19 protein-coding genes are annotated in these 17480 nt (G+C 66.3%); 4 read left to right on the top strand and 15 right to left on the bottom strand.

Going from position 1 to position 17480, the window contains the following annotated elements; translation table 11 throughout:
• Window positions 1-41: 41 nt before the first annotated feature.
• The gene (locus CFB39_RS22425) at window positions 42-809 is read right to left on the bottom strand and encodes a Tat pathway signal protein (RefSeq protein WP_089475632.1); all 768 of its coding nucleotides are present in this window, start codon (window positions 807-809) and stop codon (window positions 42-44) included.
• 30 nt (window positions 810-839) lie between these two features.
• Complete coding sequence (locus CFB39_RS22420; protein ID WP_089474478.1) at window positions 840-1661, bottom strand: hypothetical protein; 822 nt, start codon at window positions 1659-1661, stop codon at window positions 840-842.
• Window positions 1662-2052: 391 nt separating this feature from the next.
• On the opposite strand from CFB39_RS22420, the gene CFB39_RS22415 reads away from it, so the two are divergent.
• The gene (locus CFB39_RS22415; RefSeq protein ID WP_089474477.1) at window positions 2053-2376 is read left to right on the top strand and encodes a cupin domain-containing protein; all 324 of its coding nucleotides are present in this window, start codon (window positions 2053-2055) and stop codon (window positions 2374-2376) included.
• A gap of 131 nt (window positions 2377-2507) precedes the next feature.
• Window positions 2508-3233, top strand: coding sequence for a glutathione S-transferase (locus CFB39_RS22410; protein WP_089474476.1), 726 nt, complete (start codon window positions 2508-2510; stop codon window positions 3231-3233).
• A 58-nt stretch (window positions 3234-3291) separates the two neighbouring features.
• Here CFB39_RS22410 and CFB39_RS22405 read toward each other — a convergent pair whose 3' ends face one another.
• Window positions 3292-3690 carry a DUF4440 domain-containing protein gene (locus CFB39_RS22405; RefSeq protein WP_089474475.1) on the bottom strand — a complete coding sequence of 133 codons (399 nt, stop codon included), beginning with the start codon at window positions 3688-3690 and terminating at the stop codon, window positions 3292-3294.
• Window positions 3691-3705: 15 nt separating this feature from the next.
• Window positions 3706-5091 carry an MFS transporter gene (locus CFB39_RS22400; protein WP_089474474.1) on the bottom strand — a complete coding sequence of 462 codons (1386 nt, stop codon included), beginning with the start codon at window positions 5089-5091 and terminating at the stop codon, window positions 3706-3708.
• 214 nt (window positions 5092-5305) lie between these two features.
• Between CFB39_RS22400 and CFB39_RS22395 the strand changes: the two genes are divergently transcribed.
• The gene (locus CFB39_RS22395) at window positions 5306-6220 is read left to right on the top strand and encodes a LysR family transcriptional regulator (protein ID WP_089474473.1); all 915 of its coding nucleotides are present in this window, start codon (window positions 5306-5308) and stop codon (window positions 6218-6220) included.
• A 100-nt stretch (window positions 6221-6320) separates the two neighbouring features.
• Here CFB39_RS22395 and CFB39_RS22390 read toward each other — a convergent pair whose 3' ends face one another.
• The 5 genes from CFB39_RS22390 to CFB39_RS22370 all read right to left on the bottom strand — a co-directional run bounded on the left by CFB39_RS22390 (window position 6321) and on the right by CFB39_RS22370 (window position 11238).
• On the bottom strand, window positions 6321-7853 hold the full coding sequence (locus CFB39_RS22390; RefSeq protein WP_089474472.1) for an amino acid permease: 1533 nt from the start codon (window positions 7851-7853) through the stop codon (window positions 6321-6323).
• Window positions 7854-7956: 103 nt separating this feature from the next.
• Entirely contained in the window at window positions 7957-8421 is a 465-nt protein-coding gene (locus CFB39_RS22385; RefSeq protein WP_089427955.1) for an Lrp/AsnC family transcriptional regulator, read from the bottom strand.
• 98 nt (window positions 8422-8519) lie between these two features.
• Window positions 8520-9278: a dimethylarginine dimethylaminohydrolase family protein gene (locus CFB39_RS22380; RefSeq protein ID WP_089474471.1), complete on the bottom strand. Its 759-nt coding sequence runs from the start codon at window positions 9276-9278 to the stop codon at window positions 8520-8522.
• A gap of 209 nt (window positions 9279-9487) precedes the next feature.
• Window positions 9488-10738: a DUF1479 domain-containing protein gene (locus CFB39_RS22375; RefSeq protein WP_089474470.1), complete on the bottom strand. Its 1251-nt coding sequence runs from the start codon at window positions 10736-10738 to the stop codon at window positions 9488-9490.
• 110 nt (window positions 10739-10848) lie between these two features.
• Window positions 10849-11238 carry a VOC family protein gene (locus CFB39_RS22370; RefSeq protein WP_089474469.1) on the bottom strand — a complete coding sequence of 130 codons (390 nt, stop codon included), beginning with the start codon at window positions 11236-11238 and terminating at the stop codon, window positions 10849-10851.
• 72 nt (window positions 11239-11310) lie between these two features.
• Between CFB39_RS22370 and CFB39_RS22365 the strand changes: the two genes are divergently transcribed.
• A complete protein-coding gene (locus CFB39_RS22365; RefSeq protein WP_089474468.1) occupies window positions 11311-12288 on the top strand; it encodes an AraC family transcriptional regulator in 978 nt (325 codons plus the stop codon).
• A gap of 90 nt (window positions 12289-12378) precedes the next feature.
• Here the strand turns inward: CFB39_RS22365 and gltA are convergent, their stop codons facing one another.
• From gltA to sdhC, 6 genes are all read right to left on the bottom strand, one after another.
• The gene (gltA, locus tag CFB39_RS22360; RefSeq protein WP_011355741.1) at window positions 12379-13680 is read right to left on the bottom strand and encodes a citrate synthase; all 1302 of its coding nucleotides are present in this window, start codon (window positions 13678-13680) and stop codon (window positions 12379-12381) included.
• 66 nt (window positions 13681-13746) lie between these two features.
• A complete protein-coding gene (locus tag CFB39_RS22355) occupies window positions 13747-14016 on the bottom strand; it encodes a succinate dehydrogenase assembly factor 2 (RefSeq protein ID WP_039358259.1) in 270 nt (89 codons plus the stop codon).
• Window positions 14017-14023: 7 nt separating this feature from the next.
• Window positions 14024-14725 (bottom strand): succinate dehydrogenase iron-sulfur subunit, encoded by a 702-nt coding sequence (locus CFB39_RS22350; protein ID WP_011355743.1) that lies wholly within the window; start codon window positions 14723-14725, stop codon window positions 14024-14026.
• A 21-nt stretch (window positions 14726-14746) separates the two neighbouring features.
• Window positions 14747-16522, bottom strand: a complete 1776-nt coding sequence (gene sdhA / locus CFB39_RS22345; protein WP_089427959.1) for a succinate dehydrogenase flavoprotein subunit — start codon at window positions 16520-16522, stop codon at window positions 14747-14749.
• 3 nt (window positions 16523-16525) lie between these two features.
• Window positions 16526-16894: a succinate dehydrogenase, hydrophobic membrane anchor protein gene (sdhD, locus tag CFB39_RS22340; RefSeq protein ID WP_011355745.1), complete on the bottom strand. Its 369-nt coding sequence runs from the start codon at window positions 16892-16894 to the stop codon at window positions 16526-16528.
• A gap of 4 nt (window positions 16895-16898) precedes the next feature.
• Window positions 16899-17315 carry a succinate dehydrogenase, cytochrome b556 subunit gene (sdhC, locus tag CFB39_RS22335; RefSeq protein WP_034185792.1) on the bottom strand — a complete coding sequence of 139 codons (417 nt, stop codon included), beginning with the start codon at window positions 17313-17315 and terminating at the stop codon, window positions 16899-16901.
• Between the last annotated feature and the right edge of the window lie 165 nt (window positions 17316-17480).

Genomic DNA, 17480 nt, shown 5'->3' with positions numbered 1-17480 from the left:
AGCTTGATGAACGGGAGATGTTCCGCAAACACCCGGCAGCGTCAGCCGTTCGGGTATTCGCGGTTGATCAGGTCGAGCCGCAGCATGCCCAGTTGCACGCCGACGTTGCTCAGCAGGTAGAGATCGCGGCGCCGCAATGCCGGCATCTGCGCGGACGCGTCGTAAAGCGACGGCAGCGCCAGGCCCGCCGGCACCGCGGCCTGCATCCCCGCGGCATTCGACACGCGCACGACAAGCGACGCCTGATCCGTATGGGTGACGACGCCGACGTTGCCGAGCGCCGCAGCCGAGCCGGCCTGCTTGACGATCGCGGCAGCGACGCCGTCCGGTGTCGGTATCGGGCTGCCGGCGGCCAGGGCCGGGGTCGCGATCGACGTCACGCCGGCCGTCAGCCCGTATTTCGACGCGAGCACGCTCGCGACTTCCTGCTGCGCGAAGATCCGCACGGCAACCTTCTGGTGCAGCAGGAACACGGCGTCGGCAATCGCCTCGTTCACCGGGCCCGGCACCGGCGCGGCACCGGTCGCCGCCGCGGCGCGACTGCCGAAGCTGAAGGCGGCAATCGTGTTGATGGCCGTGGTCTGGACGGTCGGCGGCAGCCACGAGAAAAACGGTTCGAACAGGTAACCGGTCTCGTCGGTGGCGGCGGTGCGGTCGTTCAGTTCGTTCGTCAGCTTGCCGAGCATCTGGCGTTGCAGTTCGGCGTCTGAAACAGGCGCGTCGCTCGCGAAGGCCGGCGTACTGGCGGCACCGGTCGCGGCCAGCGCGGAAGCGGAAACGGAAGCGAGAAAATGGCGGCGGGTCTGCATGGTCATCGGAATCGGGAAAAAGAAAGTGCGTCAGCCCTTCGGGAACGCCTGCATCGTCGCGCCGATCGCGCGGCCGAGCATCTGCGCATACATGTCGTGCACGAGGTACAGGCTGCGGTTACGCGTCCACGGCTGGCCCGACTGCGGGTCGTAAAGCGTCGGCAACGACACCTCGGCAACCGCGGCCGCCTTCATGCCCGCCTGTTGCGAGGTCTGGATGCAGCGCTTCGCGTGATCCCGATGACCGACCACCGCGACGCTGCCCATCGCGGCCGCGCCGCCCGCGCGCGACACGGCCTCGGCGGCCACGCCCGCCGTACTGAGGTACACGATCGTGCCGTCGCTCGCGATCACGGGCTCGATCGACGACAGCACGTCGGTGCCCATCCCGTATTTCGACACGAGAAAGCGCGCAATCTCCCACTGCGCGTAGACCTTGACCGGTTTCAGTTGCCGAATACGGTAGACGGCGTCCGCGAGCGCTTCGTTGACGGGCCCTGGATCGGGCAGCGCGGACTGGTTGCCGCCCGTGCTCGACGTATTGCCGCTTGCCGCGTTCGGGCGATTGCCGAAGCTGTATGCGACGATCGCGCCGGCCTGGGCCGCCGGCATCGACGGCAAGTCCCAGGTAAAGCCGACGTCGGTCAGCGCCGGCTGGATCGCGCCGACCGTCGCGGCATCGCCGAGCTGCGCGTTCAGCTTCGCGGACATTTGCGCGGCCAGCGCCGCGTCGGTAACGGGCGCCGACGTGACGTCGTCGCCGCCACATGCGCTCAGCAGCGGCACCGCCGCGACGGCCGGCGCGGCGGCCAGGAATTTTCTGCGTGAAGCAGCCAGCGGATTCTGTTTCATAAGAAATACGAAATGATGTGAATGGCGTCGACGGGTTACCTCGGTGTCGCGTTCACGGTCACGGGAAAGGGCAATCGGGCGAGTCGCGCAGGTGGGCGACGGACGGCAGTGCCGCAGCGCGGATCGAATCACTGCGTCGCTGTCGATTGACGAGGCCGGATCGTAGTCGTCGTTTATTAAATTGCGGTGAAGCTCGCGATGGAATCCGCGCAATCGCATCGTCGTTTCACGGATGGACACCGGTGTTTCATGCATGGCGAGCGCCGCGTGACTCGTTCCACGGATGGCGATCGCGCGCCCCGTGCGCGCCGTGTGACGCCCCGGCATTTCGCGCTACGATGGCACGACCCGTATGGCCCGACCCCCATGATCCAGACCCGGAGCCCCCGCCATGAAGCTCGGCCTGAACGAATCGCTCGCACGCCTCGACGAAGAAGGCACGCTGTTCACGACGCTGTTTCGTCACGGCACGCTCGACGTCGAGCTGTACCGGCCGCGCATCGAGGACAAGCAGAAGCCGCACGCGCGCGACGAGGTCTACGCGATCGCCACGGGCTCGTCACGCTTCGTCGTCGACGGACGCGAATGCGAAGTCGCGGCCGGCGACGTGCTGTTCGTCCCTGCACACGCCGAGCACCGCTTCATCGGCTTCTCCGACGACTTCTCGACGTGGGTGTTCTTCTACGGCCCCGAAGGCGGCGAGCGCGGTGCGTAACGCACGCACGACGCACGCGGCACTTTTCCTGCGATCGCCTAGACTGTCTATTCGCAGCGGGTGGCACGCGACGCGTGGCCGCCCGGTCGTCACGATGCCGGCGGCGCCGGTTCAACGAACGGGAAGACAGCATGCGATACGAACTGTATTACTGGCCCGAGATCCAGGGCCGGGGCGAGTACGTGCGGCTCGCGCTCGAAGCGGCCGAAGCCGATTATGTCGACGTCGCGCGTGAATCGGGGCGCGGCATGGGCGTGCCGGCAATGATGCGGATGATGGACAGCACGAAGGCGGAATGCGTGCCGTTCGCGCCGCCGTTCCTGAAGGCCGGCGACGTCGTCATCGGGCAGACCGCGAACATCCTGCTGTTTCTCGGCGCGCGGCTGGGGCTCGCGCCCGCCGACGAAGCCGGCCGGCTGTGGGTGCACCAGCTTCAGTTGACCGTCGCCGATTTCGTCACCGAGATCCACGACACGCACCATCCGATCGCAAGCGGCCTCTACTACGAGGATCAGCAGGCGGAAGCCGCCGAGCGTGCAGCCGATTTCCTCGAAAACCGGCTGCCGAAATTCCTCGGCTACTTCGAGCGTGTACTCGCACAAAATCCGCACGAGAGCGGCTACCTCGCCGGCAACGCACTCAGCTATGCGGACCTGTCGTTGTTCCAGTTGATCGAGGGCCTGCGCTACGCGTTTCCGAAAGCGATGAAGCGTGAGGAGCGGAAGATCGCGGCGCTGGTCGCACTGCACGACCGCGTTGCACTGCATCCGCCTGTCGCGCTCTATCTCGAGTCGGAACGCCGCATCCCGTTCAACGACATGGGCATCTTCCGGCACTATCCGGAGCTGGACAAGTAACGCCGGCACGGCATCCGCACCGCTTCTTGCAAACTGGCGGATGCCCCCTACCCCCTGCTCACGCGGCGACCGGCGTCTCGTGCAGATGACGCCACACGATCAGCCCATCCGCCTCGCGCCGGAACACGGCCGTCGAGCGCCGCACCGTGCGCCGCCCTTGGGCGTCGGTCTGCGTCTCGCGATAACCGATCGTCGCGCCATCGGACCATACGGCGAGCCCGCGCAACTCGTCGATGTCGATCACCAGCCCCGGCCGCGCGCCGTGCCCGTGTGAAAACAGCGCATCGACGCCCGCGTAATCAAGCACCGTACCCGACATCGTGATCATCGAAAAACCCGGCGAAAAGCGCGCCATCAGCGTCGCGAGCCGCTCGGGGCCGGCACGGCCGGACAACCAGCACTCGATGTCGACGATGGTGTCGACGACTTTCTTGAAATACGGATTCGGCAGATTCATAACGCTCTCAGGTTCTCAGGAATGGGATGAAACGGGTTGCGCGACCGGCGCATGGTGCGCGGGAAGCCGCGCGATCAGGCCGAGCGGCAGCAACGTCAACACGACCGCCAGCCCGAAGCACCAGCGGTACGGTGCAAGCGACGGGCCGCCCGCATCGAGCGCCAGCAACGCATTGAGCGCGCTGCCGAGCGCGGCCACGCCGACACAAAAACTCAACTGCCGGTTGATGTTCCACAGCGCGCTCGCGTCGCTCATCCGGTCGGCCGGCACCTCGACGAACGCCGCGCTCTGCGACGTGCTCGTGCACAGGCTCGCTCCGAACCCCATCGCCGCGAACGCCGCGATGCGCACGGCTTCGACGCTGGCCCACGGCGTCGCGAGCAACGCGACGCCGACGCAATCGATCGCGATGCCGTACGTGAACAACGGCTTCGCGCCGTGGCGCGCAAAGCAGCGGCGCGTGGTCGCGATCGCGAAGAACGCCGCGATCGCCCACGGCAGCATCAGCGCGCCGGCATGCGCGGCGCTCAATCCGAGCGCATTCTGCAGATAGAGCGACGCGACGAGGTTGACGCCGGTAAAGATGCCCGGCACGCACAGATAGACCACCACGCCGGCCCTCAGCAGCGGCTGCGCAAGCAGGCGCAGGTCGACCACCGGCGCCACGGCCCGACGCGCATGCGCCGCATAGCCGGCGCCTGCCGCGACGGCCACCACCAGCATCGCCAGCGGGAATGCCGCGCCGCCGGGCTGCCCCGCGGCGGTCAGCCCGAGCAGCAACGCGACGAGCGCCGCCGCACTCAGCCCGAGCCCCGGCCAGTCGAGCCGCGGCGGCCGGTCACGCGCACCGTCGCGCGGCAGCCACGCGAACGCGAGCGCGCAGGTCGCGGCCGCGATCGGCAACATCGCGAAGAAGATCGCGCGCCACGACCCGCGATCGACGATGGCCCCGCCGATCGCAGGCGACAACGCGGGCACCAGCAGCGCGACCATCATCACGATCGACGTGAGCCGCGCCCGCGCCTGCGGCGGATACGCGCGATAGGCCATCGTCTGCCCGACCGGGATCAGCAGCCCGCCGCCGAGCCCCTGGACCAGCCGCCATGCGAGCAGCGCCTCGATCGAAGGCGACGCGCCGACGCCCGCACTGCCGAGCCCGAACAGCAGCAACGATGCGGCGAACACGCGCCGCTCGCCGCAGCGGCGCGCGAGCCACGTGCCGAGCGGGATCACGACGGTCAGGCCGAGCACGTACATGTTGCCGACCCACGCAAGCTGCGCGACCGATGCGTGCAGTTCGCGCTGCAGCGCCGGATACGCGGCGTTCAGCATGAACATGTTCGCGAGATCGATCGCGAAGCCGAGCAGGTAGACGATGGCAATTCTGGAGCGGTCTGGCATGGCGGCGGAAACATCATGAAGCGCCGCAGTGTAGAAGCCGGCACGCGCATCGGTAAGCGGCCGGATTCGACGGGTCCCGTCGAAATTTTTTGACAATCGGCTCGGGCCGCGACAGTGTCGCGCGTCCTTTGCAACGCGCCGCACGCCGCACGGGTGCCGCACATTCGGGTACCCTTCGAGCGATCCAATGCATAGACAGGACCCCCGCCCGACCATGGTGAGCCTCGATCGTTTTGCCGTCTTCCGTGCCGTGGTCGAGGCCGGTTCGTTCACGGCCGCCGCCACCGTGCTGAACCAGGCGCGGGCAGCCGTCAGCTTCAACGTGAAGCAGCTCGAAGCCGAGCTCGGCGTCACGCTGCTCACGCGGACGACCCGGCGCGTCGAGCTGACCGACGCCGGCGAGCGCTTCTACCAGCGCTGCCTGCGCGTGCTCGAAGAAGCCGAAGGCGCGATCGACGAGGTGCGCGGCGAGCACGGCGGCATGCAGGGCATCCTGCGCGTGACGTCGACGGTCGAGTATGCGGCGCGCGTCCTCGCACCGATGCTGCATGCGTTCACCGCGCGGCATCCCGCGTTGCGGGTGCGGCTCGAAACGCACACGTCGCAGGCCGATCTCGTGCGCGACCGCTTCGACGTCGCGATCCGGCTCGGACGCCACGAGCATTTTCTCGACCTGCCCTATCGCGGTGTCTGCCTCGCCACCTGCGACGTGCTCGCCGTGATGGCGCCCGACCTGCCCGCGAAGGCCGGGCTCCCGCCGCCGGCGTCACCCGGCGATCTGGCCCGCCTGCCGCAGCTCGGCCACAGCCGGCTCGAGCGAATCGCCGAATGGACGCTCACCGATCGCGCGGGCAACGAACATGCGTTTCGACCGGCGACGAAGCCTCACATCGTCGTCGACAACGCATCGGTGTTGAGCGAACTGGCGCGCCAGGGCAGCGGCGTCGCGCTGCTGCCGGAATGGCTCGTGCGCGACGATCTCGAAAGCGGCGCACTGGTCGATGCACTGCCCGCGTACCGGTTTCCGCAGCAGAACGTCTACGCGCTGTACGTCGCGACGCGGCACGTGCCGCAGAAAGTGCGCGCGTGGGTGGATTTCATGAAAGCGCAGTTGCAGCCCGTTCACTGAGCGCGGTTTGCGCGCGTCACCCGCCGCGCGCAGGGCGCCGTATCGGAGCCGGCCGTAAAGCACATCCGGCGCCCGTTACCGCGCTTTCAGGACCAGGCAGTCAGTGCGACTGCCCGTGCTGCGTGGCCGCGGCATCGACGGCTTCGACCGAACGCGTCAGCCACGGCCCGATGTCCATCTCCTCGTAGCGCACGAGCCGGCTCTTGCGCGCACGGCGATACGCCCACCAGATCGCGACGAACAGCGGAATCCACACGTAGATCGACAGCACTTCCATCCAGTCGATGCGGGCCGCGAAGAACGCCTGGTAATCCTGCCCGAGCGAGATCACGATGCAGATCGCGATCGCGAACAGCGGCCCGAACGGGAACCATTTCGCGCGGTACGGCAGTTGTTCGAGCCGGTAGCCCTGCTTCAGGAACCCCTTGCGGAACCGGTAATGGCAGACCGCGATGCCGAGCCACGCGATGAAGCCGGTGATGCCGACCGTATTCAGCAGCCACAGATAGATGCTCTGGTTGTTGGTCAGCGACGTGAGGAAGCACAGCCCGCCGACGGCCATCGTCGCGTACAGCGCGTTGCGCGGCACGCCGCCCGGCGACAGCGTCGCGAACATCGCCGGCGCGCGCCCTTCCGCCGCGAGGTTGTACAGCATCCGCGTGGCCGCGTAAGTCCCGGAATTGCCGGCCGACAGCACGGCCGTCAGGATCACGAGATTCATCGCGCCGGCCGCGAGCCGGAAGCCCGCGTGGCTGAACACCAGCGTGAACGGGCTCACGCCGATGTCGGTCACGTCGCTCTTCAGCAGGTTCGGATCCGTGTACGGCACCAGCAGCCCGATCACGAAGATCGCGAACACGTAGAACAGCATGATCCGCCAGAAGATCTGCTTCACCGCACGCGGGATCGTCTTGCGCGGGTTTTCCGATTCGCCGGCCGTGATCCCGACCAGCTCGGTGCCGAGAAACGAGAAGCCCGCGATCAGCGCGACGCTCATCATCGCGTGCACGCCGCCGACGAACGGCGCGTCGCCCGTCGTGAAGTTGCGCAAGCCTACCGGATGTCCGTTCCCGATCAGGCCGGCCGCGATCAGCAGCCCCGCCGCGATGAACGCGACCACGGTGACCACCTTGATCAGCGAGAACCAGTATTCCGATTCGCCGAAACCGCGCACCGACAGCGTATTCAGCAGGAAGATCAGCACGAGGAAACCGGCGCCCCACCAGATGCCGGGTACGGTTGGAAACCAGTAGCGCATCACGATCTGCGCGGCGACCAGCTCGATCGCGATCGTCACGGCCCAGCTGTACCAGTAGGTCCAGCCGAGCGCGACGCCGAAGCCTTCGTCGACGTACTTCTCGCCGTAGATCGCGAACGAGCCCGATACCGGCATCAGCGCGGCCATCTCGCCGAGGCCCGTGACGACGAAGTACACCATCAGCCCGATCGCGATATACGCGGCGATCGCCCCGCCCGGCCCCGCCTGCGCGACCGACGCCCCCGACGCGACGAACAACCCCGTGCCGATCGAGCCGCCGATCGCGATCATCGCGATGTGGCGGCCCTGCAGACGGCGCTTCAGCGTCGTTCCGGACGGTGCGGGCGTCTCCGCTGCCGCTTGCAAAGCATCCATAGTGTTCACCCTGATTGGATTCAGGCCCGACGATTTGATTCGGAATGCAAATCGTCAGGCCGGGTCATTCGCGTCGGAGCCGGCCCCTTCCCGGCCGGCCGCATCACACGACGCTGCGCTTGATCGCCTGCAGTTCGGCCGTCGTCACGATCTTCTCGATCCGGAACCGCGGGCTTTCCAGCCACAGGTTCGCGATCCGCCGGTACTCGTCGAGATCCTCGCACGCGAGCCGCACGAGGAAATCGAACGTGCCGCTGACGAGCCAGCAATCGAGCACCGCCGGATTCGCCCGCATTTCGTCCTCGAACGGCGCCTGCGAACGCCCGTGGTCGGCCAGCGTGATCTGCGCGATCACGACGATCGGCTTGGTCGCGCGCGGCGCCTTGATCACCGCGCGGTACCCTTCGATCACCCCAAGCGCCTCGAGCCGCTCCACGCGCGCCTGGCACGGCCGCGGCGTGAGGTTCACGAGCTCGGACAGCTTCCGGTAGGAAATCCGCCCGTCGGTGCGCAGGATGTCGAGGATCCGGAGATCGATCTTGTCGAGCTGCATCTTCTTGTCGGTCATCCGCGTTCGCTCCGGTCGGGTCGTGGCTGGTGCGCGGAACGTCTCCGGTTCCGCGCGGGGGCCACATTATCCGGCCGAAGCGGCCGCGCGCCAATCGGCTAGAACCGCAGCGACAGGCAGGTCAGGCCGCCGTCCATCTTGCGGAACTCGCTCGTATCGATCACGTGCAGCGGCAGCCCGAGCGACGCGATCGCATCGTGCACGCGCGGGTAGCCGGCCGGCGTGATCAGCGTGCCGTTCACGCGCAGCGTGTTGCCCGCGTATTCGTCGGCGGCCGAGATCGCGATCCGGCGATAGTCGGCGAAGGCCGGATGCGCGGCCAGCGCTTCGGTGACGAGCAGCGTGTCGTCGCCGAGCGCGTTGACGACCGACTTGAGATGCAGGCCGGCGCCCACCGGCACCGCGACGACCGAATAGCCGTAGCGCGACACGAGCGAGTCGAATGCGGCGATGCCTTCGGCGTCGGTACGACCCGTCAGGCCGATGTAGAAGCGCTTGCCGACCTGCATCACGTCACCGCCGTCGAGCCGGCCCGCCTGCATCGGCAGCAGGTCGCGATGCGCGGCCAGCGCCGCTTCGATGTGCACCGTCTCGCCACGCCGCGCCGGCGCACCGGGGCGCGTGATCACCGCGAATTCGGGCGTCACCACCGCGGTGTCCTCGACGAAGTGCGAATCGGGGAATGCCTCCAGCGGCGGCAGTTCGGTCAGCGCGACGCCGAGCGTGCGCAGCGCGTCGCAATACGCGTGGAACTGGGTGAGCGTCTTGTCGTAATCGGGCGCGCCGAGTTCGGCCGTGGTCAGGCCCGCGCCACAGGACGGCGCGGGGCGGCGAACGATCGCTTGCGTGAATTGCATCGACTCCTCCATGGTCAGCGCCGCACCCGTGCTTCACACGGGGCGGCTGCGTTGTGTCCGGACCATTATCGGAAGCCAAATTGCGCAATTCGCGTCGATTTCGGCTGCGCCGACAGCCGATTGCGTCGAATTGCGCTCGACACGCAGCGGATTCGGCAGCCCGCCGTTCGCCACCCGGCGAGCCGTCGCTTTCACGGGCGGCACGCTGGCTACTCGCCCGCCCCGAACCCCATCTGCGAACGGCCGAGCGCCGTGAGATCGCCCTCCCCGCCCCGCCCGTCGAATTCGACCTCGAAATGATCGGCCGGGAAATCGGGCGGGCTCTCGCCGCGCAGGAACGCAGCGCGCTGGCGCTGCAGGTACGCGTCGTTCTTCGCGCAACCGGGCGCGGCGGCGATGTACATCACGTTGCTGTCGCCGCTGCCGCGGTGCGCATCCTCGACCGCGTGCACCACATCGCCGTGCCAGAACACCGCATCGCCCGGCTCCATGTGCGGGATCGGCACCAGCGCGTCGAGCAGCAGCGCGTGCCATTCGGGCCGGATCGACAGCGCACGGCCCGGGCGCGCGCCGCACAGGTCGTCGTCGGCCACGTCGTCCTGCAGCGCACGCAGCACGACGTAGGCCATCGCGTTCGCCACCGGGATCAACTGCAGCGTGCCGTCGCCGGGCCCCTGCGGCGTCAGCGCGGTCCAGCCCTGGAAGGTGCGGAACATCGAGCACACGGCCGGCGACGGAATCTCCTCGACGTCGGGACGGAACGCCGCGTCGAACGGGTCGTAATCGCGCCAGCGGCCGGCCAGCACGTGACGGTAGACCCGGCGGAAATTCGCGCCGAGCCAGCGTTCGACCGAACCGCCATCGACATGCGGCGACAGCCCGAGCGACGTCGAGCCGGGCGGGCGGCGACGAATCCGGTCCGCATAGGCCGGCACCTGGTCGGGATCGAAGTGCGTGCGGCCGCCGTCCGCGTGCCGCCACAGCCGGTTCAGGAACACGCGCGCCTGGGTCAGGGCCGGCGACTGGCGCGCAGCCACCTGCGGCTTCGACCAGTAGACGCCGTAGATCTGCGGCTTGCCCGACGCGAGGTTGCCGAAATAACGGTCCTCGGCACGTGCGTGCAGCCGGTCGGTGAAGCGGTTCGCGTCAAGGTAGGCACCGATCTCGTCGTTCCAGTCGCGCGCCTGCTGCGGATCGAATACGCCACGGATCACGACCGCGCCATGCGTGCGGATCGCCGCAACCGCTTGCGGATCGACGGTCGCGCCGGCGATGTCCGCGAACGGCACCACCGGAATCACGTCACGACCATGCGCATGCGCGCGGCGAATCACATCGACCTGCCGCGCGATGTCGCCCTCCAGTTCGCGGAACGTGGCCGCATGACCAGGCAGGTCGGCGCGCAGCGCCCTTTTCGCGTCGCGAATCGCGGCAGGCAGGTCGTCAATCGTCAGTTGCATCGTGGTCTCCTCGCTGACAGGTGTCGTGATGTGCTGTCAGCGTACGGCCGGCGCGCGACCGCGATTACCACTATCCGGCCAACTATCGATACAATCCTGACAACCAAGCGTCACGCCGGATGATGGCAGACCACGCACAGCTTGTTGCCGTCCGGATCGCGGAAATACGCGCCGTAGTAGTCGCGGTGATAGTCCGGCCGCAGGCCCGGCGGCCCTTCGCAGGTGCCGCCGTGGCGCAGCGCGAGCGCGTGGCAGCGATCGACGTGTGCACGGGTCGGCGCAACGAACGCGATCGTGTGGCCATTGCCCGGTTCGGGCGCGCGGCCGTCGAGCGGGTGGCCGAAGAAGAACAGCGGCCGGTCGGTGTCGGCCGGCATCCAGCCCGACCAGCCGTCCGGCTCGCGGAATTTCAGGCGCAGCCCGAGTTCCGCGAACAGCGGCGCGTAGAAATCGTAGGCGCGCGCGGTGTCGGCCACCCCCACGCAAACATGTGAAAACATGGCATCGCTCCGTCGTGACGATCGCTCACGATCATGCCACGGCGCGATGCCGGCTCTCCCCCGGAGGCCGCAATGAAACCGCAGTACGAGCACGTGACGTTCGCCCCCGGCTGTTCGATCCGCGTGTATCACCGTCAGCTCGCGCGCATCCCGTTCGAATGGCATCGCCATCCCGAATACGAACTGACGCTGACGCTCAACAGCCGCGGCCGGCGCTTCATCGGCGATCACGTCGCGCACTACGCGGACGACGATCTGGTGCTCGTGCCGCCCAACCTGCCGCATACGTGGTCGTCGAATGCACGCATCGATCGCGATGCGCCTGAAGTCGCGCTCGTCATCTGGTTCGACGGCGACTGGGCGCGGCGTCTGGCCGACTGTTGCCCCGAATACGCACCGCTGCGCTCGCTGCTGCGGCGTGCCGCACCGGGCCTGCGCTTCGACGCGGATGCAGCCCGCGCGATGCGCGTGCGGCTGCCGCAGTTGCTCGATCCGTCGCCGCGCACCCGGCTCGCGGCCGCGCTCGACACGCTCGCCGATCTCGCGGAAGCCGGCGGCGAACCGCTCGCCACCGCACACGCGTACGAGCGGGCCGACGGCACGACACGCCAAACCGACGCAGCCGCCCCCGAAGCCGAACGCCTCGACCGCGTGCTCGACGCGATCGACCGGCACTTCCACGAGCCGTTGCGCATCGACGCGCTCGCCGCCACCGCGCATATGTCCGAACGCACTTTGCAGCGCCTGTTCGTCCGGCATCTCGGCGAAAGCGTCGGCCGCTACGTGCAGCGGCTGCGGCTCGCGCACGCGTGCCGTCATCTCGTCGGCACCGACTGGCCGATCGCGACGGTGGCTGCGCGCTGCGGCATTCCGAATGCCGCGAACTTCAACCGCCAGTTCCTCGCGGCACGCGGGATGACGCCCGGCGCATACCGGCAGTTCTTCGTGCAGCACGGCCACGCGCCCGATGACGACGCACCCGCACTCGACACGCGGCCGCCGTCGCTGGAACGCCGCGCGGGCCGGAGCGATCCTCGGCCGCACAAATGAAAACACCCCGACGGAATGACCCGTCGGGGTGTCGTGGCGTTGCGATCGCCCGACGCGAGCGGCCAGCCGGCCGTTCGCGCCGCGCACGACTTAACGTGCGTTGAGCGGCTTCGCTTCGCGCGGCGTATCGCCGATGAACAGCTGACGCGGACGGCCGATCTTCTGTTCCGGATCGCCGATCATTTCGTTCCACTGTGCGATCCAGCCGACCGTACGTGCCATCGCGAAGATACACGTGAACATCGACGTCGGGATGCCCAGCGCGCGCTGGACGATGCCCGAGTAGAAGTCGACGTTCGGGTACAGCTTGCGCGACACGAAGTATTCGTCTTCCAGCGCGATCTTCTCGAGCTGCATCGCGAGCTTGAACAGCGGGTCGTCGTGCAGGCCCAGTTCGTTCAGCACTTCGTAGCACGTTTCGCGCATCAGCTTCGCACGCGGGTCGTAGTTCTTGTACACGCGGTGACCGAAGCCCATCAGCTTCACGCCCGAATTCTTGTCCTTCACCTGCTTGATGAATTCGGGGATGTTGTCCGGCGAACCGATCTGCTCGAGCATGTTCAGCGCGGCTTCGTTCGCACCACCGTGCGCCGGGCCCCACAGACAGGCGATACCGGCAGCGATACAGGCGAACGGATTCGCGCCCGACGAGCCGGCCAGGCGGACGGTCGACGTCGATGCGTTCTGCTCGTGGTCGGCGTGCAGGATCAGGATACGGTCGAGCGCGCGGACGAGCACGTCGTTGACCTTGTACTCTTCGCACGGGTTCGAGAACATCATGTGCATGAAGTTCGCGCTGTACGACAGCGAGTTCTTCGGATACACGAACGGCTGGCCGATGCTGTACTTGTACGCCATCGCGACGAGCGTCGGCAGCTTCGCGATCATGCGGATCGCCGACACTTCACGGTGACGCGGATCGTTGATGTCGAGCGAGTCGTGGTAGAACGCCGACAGCGCGCCGACTGCAGCGACCAGGATCGCCATCGGGTGCGCGTCGCGACGGAAGCCACGGAAGAAGAAGTGCATCTGCTCGTGCACCATCGTGTGCTTCGTGACGGTGTCGACGAATTCCTTCTTCTGCGCTGCGTTCGGCAGTTCGCCCTTCAGCAGCAGGTAGCAGCTTTCGAGGAAGTCGGCGTTTTGCGCGAGGTTGTCGATCGGGTAGCCGCGGTACAGCAGCTCGCCCTTGTCGCCGTCGATGTACGTGATCGCCGAATTACAAGCTGCCGTCGACATGAAGCCCGGGTCGTACGTGAACTTGCCGGTCTGGCCGTACAGCTTGCGGATGTCGATCACGTCCGGGCCCATCGTGCCCTTGTAGATCGGCAGTTCGACGCTCGGCGAGTTGTCGCTGAACGATAGCGTGGCTTTAACATCAGACGGAGTCATGGCACATCCTCAATCGAAATAAAGAAACGGGATTCGATAACGGGCACAACGCGTTACACCTTGGCGTTACACGTTGCGCAGCATCTCCAACAGCCGGTGAATATCCGGGCTGTCTAGGTCGCCTTCTGGTTCCTTGCGCGCGAGGAGCAAGTCCATCAGGTCGTTGTCGCTCAGATCGAGCAGGCGCGACAACGCGCCTACGTCTGCATCGGTGAGGTCATGCTCGTATCTGCTGAAGAAACGCTCGAAAATGATGTCGTTCTCCAGCAGACCCCGCCGCGCACGCCAGCGAAGGCGTGCGCGACGGTGCGGGTCGGATTGATGCGAATCGCTCATCTCAACCTTAAACAGCGCGGCGAACCATCAGTTCCTTGATCTTGCCGATCGCCTTCGTCGGGTTCAGGCCCTTCGGGCAAACGTCGACGCAGTTCATGATCGTGTGGCAACGGAACAGGCGGTACGGGTCTTCCAGGTTGTCGAGACGCTCGCCGGTGGCCGTGTCGCGGCTGTCCGCGATGAAGCGGTAAGCCTGCAGCAGGCCGGCCGGGCCGACGAACTTGTCCGGGTTCCACCAGAAGCTCGGGCACGACGTCGAGCAGCTCGCGCACAGAATGCACTCGTACACGCCGTCGAGCTCGTCGCGCTCTTCCGGCGACTGGAGGCGTTCCTTCTCCGGCGGCGGCGCGTCGTTGATCAGGTACGGCTTGATCGAGTGGTACTGGTTGAAGAAGTGCGTCATGTCGACGATCAGGTCACGCACGACGGGCAGGCCCGGCAGCGGACGCAGCACGATCTTCTGCGGCAGGTCGTTCAGGTTCGTCAGGCACGCGAGACCGTTCTTGCCGTTGATGTTCATCGCGTCCGAACCGCACACGCCTTCACGGCACGAACGGCGGAACGACAGCGTCTCGTCCACGGCCTTCAGCTTGACCAGTGCGTCGAGCAGCATGCGCTCGTGCTCGAGCTCCAGCTCGTACGTCTGCATGCGCGGCGCTGCGTCCTTGTCCGGATCGTAGCGGTAGACTTCAAAAATGCGTTTTGCCATTTCGGATTCCTTTGACTCGGCTTAGAACGTGCGCGGCTTCGGCGGCACGGATTCGACCGTCAGCGGCTTCATTTGTACCGGCTTGTAGTCGAGGCGATCGCCTTCGCTGTACCACAGCGTGTGGCGCAGCCAGTTCTCGTCGTCGCGGTGTTCGTAGTCGCTGTGGGCGTGTGCGCCACGGCTTTCCTTGCGCGCTTCCGCCGACACCATCGTTGCGCGAGCAACTTCGATCAGGTTCTCCAGCTCGAGCGCTTCGACGCGCGCGGTGTTGAACACCTTCGACTTGTCCTTCAGGTGGATGTTTTCCACGCGCGCCGCCAGGCCGGCCATCTGCTCGACGCCTTCCTTCAGCAGTTCCGACGTGCGGAACACGCCTGCGTGCTTCTGCATCGTCGAGCGGATGTCGTTCGCGACGTCCTGCGTGTATTCACCCGAGGTCGACTTGTCGAGCTTCGCCAGGCGTGCCAGCGAGAATTCGCCCGCATCGGCCGGCAGCGGCTTGTGTTCCTTCTGGTTCTTCACGTGCTCGACGATGTGGTTGCCGGCCGCACGGCCGAACACCACGAGGTCCAGCAGCGAGTTCGTGCCGAGGCGGTTCGCGCCGTGCACGGACACGCACGAGCATTCGCCCACTGCGTAGAAGCCGTTGACCGGATCCTTGTGACCGCGCGACGTGCCGACGACCTGGCCGTGGATGTTGGTCGGGATGCCGCCCATCTGGTAGTGGATCGTCGGGACGACCGGGATCGGTTCCTTGATCGCGTCGACGTTCGCGAACTTCAGCGCGATTTCGCGGATCGACGGCAGACGCTTCATGATCGTCTCGGCGCCGATGTGCGACAGGTCGAGCAGCACGTGATCCTTGTTCGGACCCACGCCGCGGCCTTCCTTGATTTCCTGGTCCATCGAACGCGACACGAAGTCACGCGGCGCCAGATCCTTCAGCGTCGGCGCGTAGCGCTCCATGAAGCGCTCGCCGTTCGCGTTGCGCAGGATACCGCCTTCGCCGCGCACGCCTTCGGTGATCAGCACGCCCGCGCCGGCCACGCCGGTCGGGTGGAACTGCCAGAACTCCATGTCCTGCAGCGCGATGCCCGAACGCGCAGCCATGCCGAGGCCGTCGCCGGTGTTGATGAACGCGTTGGTCGATGCCGCGAAGATCCGGCCTGCGCCGCCCGTCGCGAACAGCGTCGTCTTGCCTTCCATGATGTAGACGTCACCCGTCTCCATCTCGAGGGCCGTCACGCCGAGCACGTCGCCTTCCGCGTCGCGGATCAGGTCGAGCGCCATCCATTCGACGAAGAACTGCGTCTTCGCTTCGACGTTCTGCTGGTACAGCGTGTGCAGCAGCGCGTGACCGGTACGGTCGGCGGCCGCGCAGGCGCGCTGGACCGGCTTCTCGCCGTAGTTCGCGGTGTGGCCGCCGAACGGGCGCTGGTAGATCGTGCCGTCCGCATTACGGTCGAACGGCATGCCGAAGTGCTCGAGTTCGTACACGACGTTCGGCGCTTCACGGCACATGAATTCGATCGCGTCCTGGTCGCCGAGCCAGTCGGAGCCCTTGATCGTGTCGTAGAAGTGGAAGTGCCAGTTGTCTTCGCTCATGTTGCCGAGCGACGCGCCGATACCGCCCTGCGCGGCCACCGTGTGCGAACGGGTCGGGAACACCTTCGACAGCACGCCGACCGACAGGCCCGCGCGCGACAGTTGCAGCGCCGCGCGCAAGCCGGAGCCGCCCGCGCCGACGATCACTACGTCAAACTTGCGGCGCGGGAGATTAGTTTTGATTGCAGCCATTCTTTACACTCTCCAGAGAATCTGCGCGGCGTAGCCCGCACATGCGAGCAGCCAGACGATGGTCAGCGATTGCAGCAGCAGGCGCACACCGACGGGCTTCACGTAGTCCATCCAGATGTCGCGCACGCCGACCCATGCGTGGTAGAAGAGGGAAAGCAGCATCACGAAGGTCGCGAGCTTCATCCATTGCGCGGCGAAGATCGATGCCCAGCCTTCGTACGAGAAATCGTGCGCGCCGAAGAACAGGACGAGCAGAATGACCGTGTAGACCGCCATGATCGTGGCGGTGATGCGCTGCGCAAGCCAGTCGCGCAGGCCGTAATGAGCGCCGACGACGAGGCGCTTCGAGCCGATTCGGTTATTGGCTGCCATTTTCTTAGAATGCTCCGAACAGTTTGAGTGCCATGGCGATCGTCAGCGCGATCGAGACGACAAAGACGACGACTGCCGTCCGCTTGCCGCCTTCCTTCGTGACGGCGTCGTGGTTGACGTCCATCAGCAGGTGGCGAATGCCGGCGCAGAAATGGTGGAAGAAGGCCCACGACAGTGCGAGGACGATCAGCTTGACGATGATGTTGGAGAGGAAAGCCTTGAAGACTTCGAAGCTGAGCTCGGACGTGAGGCTCTGGTCGAAGAGGAACAGCAGGAACGGCAGGAACAAGAACAGCAGCGCGCCGCTGACTCGATGGAGAATCGACAATATCGCTGCCAGCGGCATGCGATATTTCATCGTGATATCGCCGAATCCGATGTTCCGGTATTCCGGCCTCGGCTTTCTTACTGCATCAGTCATGCTAGACCCCTACTATGTTGTCACACTAATCCGCGATTTTAGCGCCTTTTTATATCGCGCTGCAGCGAAAGTCTGCTCTGGATAGTTGCGCGAACAAGAACAAAGGCGGCCCGAAACGTGCTTCGCGAACGTGGGGAACGCGAACGCACTCGGCTTGAGCCGATA

The organism is Burkholderia sp. AU6039, from assembly GCF_002223365.1.
GTDB lineage: Bacteria > Pseudomonadota > Gammaproteobacteria > Burkholderiales > Burkholderiaceae > Burkholderia.
The sequence above is the reverse complement of the archived record's forward strand: the minus strand, read 5'-3'. Positions and strand labels throughout refer to the sequence as shown.

What these genes read in the sequence shown, in the direction of transcription:
- CFB39_RS22400 (WP_089474474.1), bottom strand. Translation starts at nt 5,091, where the DNA reads ATGCCAGACCGCTCCAGAATTGCCATCGTCTACCTGCTCGGCTTCGCG.
- CFB39_RS22415 (WP_089474477.1), top strand. Translation starts at nt 2,053, where the DNA reads ATGAAGCTCGGCCTGAACGAATCGCTCGCACGCCTCGACGAAGAAGGC.
- CFB39_RS22425 (WP_089475632.1), bottom strand. Translation starts at nt 809, where the DNA reads ATGCAGACCCGCCGCCATTTTCTCGCTTCCGTTTCCGCTTCCGCGCTG.
- CFB39_RS22395 (WP_089474473.1), top strand. Translation starts at nt 5,306, where the DNA reads ATGGTGAGCCTCGATCGTTTTGCCGTCTTCCGTGCCGTGGTCGAGGCC.
- sdhD (WP_011355745.1), bottom strand. Translation starts at nt 16,894, where the DNA reads ATGGCAGCCAATAACCGAATCGGCTCGAAGCGCCTCGTCGTCGGCGCT.
- CFB39_RS22410 (WP_089474476.1), top strand. Translation starts at nt 2,508, where the DNA reads ATGCGATACGAACTGTATTACTGGCCCGAGATCCAGGGCCGGGGCGAG.
- CFB39_RS22405 (WP_089474475.1), bottom strand. Translation starts at nt 3,690, where the DNA reads ATGAATCTGCCGAATCCGTATTTCAAGAAAGTCGTCGACACCATCGTC.
- CFB39_RS22350 (WP_011355743.1), bottom strand. Translation starts at nt 14,725, where the DNA reads ATGGCAAAACGCATTTTTGAAGTCTACCGCTACGATCCGGACAAGGAC.
- CFB39_RS22385 (WP_089427955.1), bottom strand. Translation starts at nt 8,421, where the DNA reads ATGACCGACAAGAAGATGCAGCTCGACAAGATCGATCTCCGGATCCTC.
- CFB39_RS22420 (WP_089474478.1), bottom strand. Translation starts at nt 1,661, where the DNA reads ATGAAACAGAATCCGCTGGCTGCTTCACGCAGAAAATTCCTGGCCGCC.
- sdhA (WP_089427959.1), bottom strand. Translation starts at nt 16,522, where the DNA reads ATGGCTGCAATCAAAACTAATCTCCCGCGCCGCAAGTTTGACGTAGTG.
- CFB39_RS22375 (WP_089474470.1), bottom strand. Translation starts at nt 10,738, where the DNA reads ATGCAACTGACGATTGACGACCTGCCTGCCGCGATTCGCGACGCGAAA.
- CFB39_RS22390 (WP_089474472.1), bottom strand. Translation starts at nt 7,853, where the DNA reads ATGGATGCTTTGCAAGCGGCAGCGGAGACGCCCGCACCGTCCGGAACG.
- CFB39_RS22365 (WP_089474468.1), top strand. Translation starts at nt 11,311, where the DNA reads ATGAAACCGCAGTACGAGCACGTGACGTTCGCCCCCGGCTGTTCGATC.
- gltA (WP_011355741.1), bottom strand. Translation starts at nt 13,680, where the DNA reads ATGACTCCGTCTGATGTTAAAGCCACGCTATCGTTCAGCGACAACTCG.
- CFB39_RS22355 (WP_039358259.1), bottom strand. Translation starts at nt 14,016, where the DNA reads ATGAGCGATTCGCATCAATCCGACCCGCACCGTCGCGCACGCCTTCGC.
- sdhC (WP_034185792.1), bottom strand. Translation starts at nt 17,315, where the DNA reads ATGACTGATGCAGTAAGAAAGCCGAGGCCGGAATACCGGAACATCGGA.
- CFB39_RS22380 (WP_089474471.1), bottom strand. Translation starts at nt 9,278, where the DNA reads ATGCAATTCACGCAAGCGATCGTTCGCCGCCCCGCGCCGTCCTGTGGC.
- CFB39_RS22370 (WP_089474469.1), bottom strand. Translation starts at nt 11,238, where the DNA reads ATGTTTTCACATGTTTGCGTGGGGGTGGCCGACACCGCGCGCGCCTAC.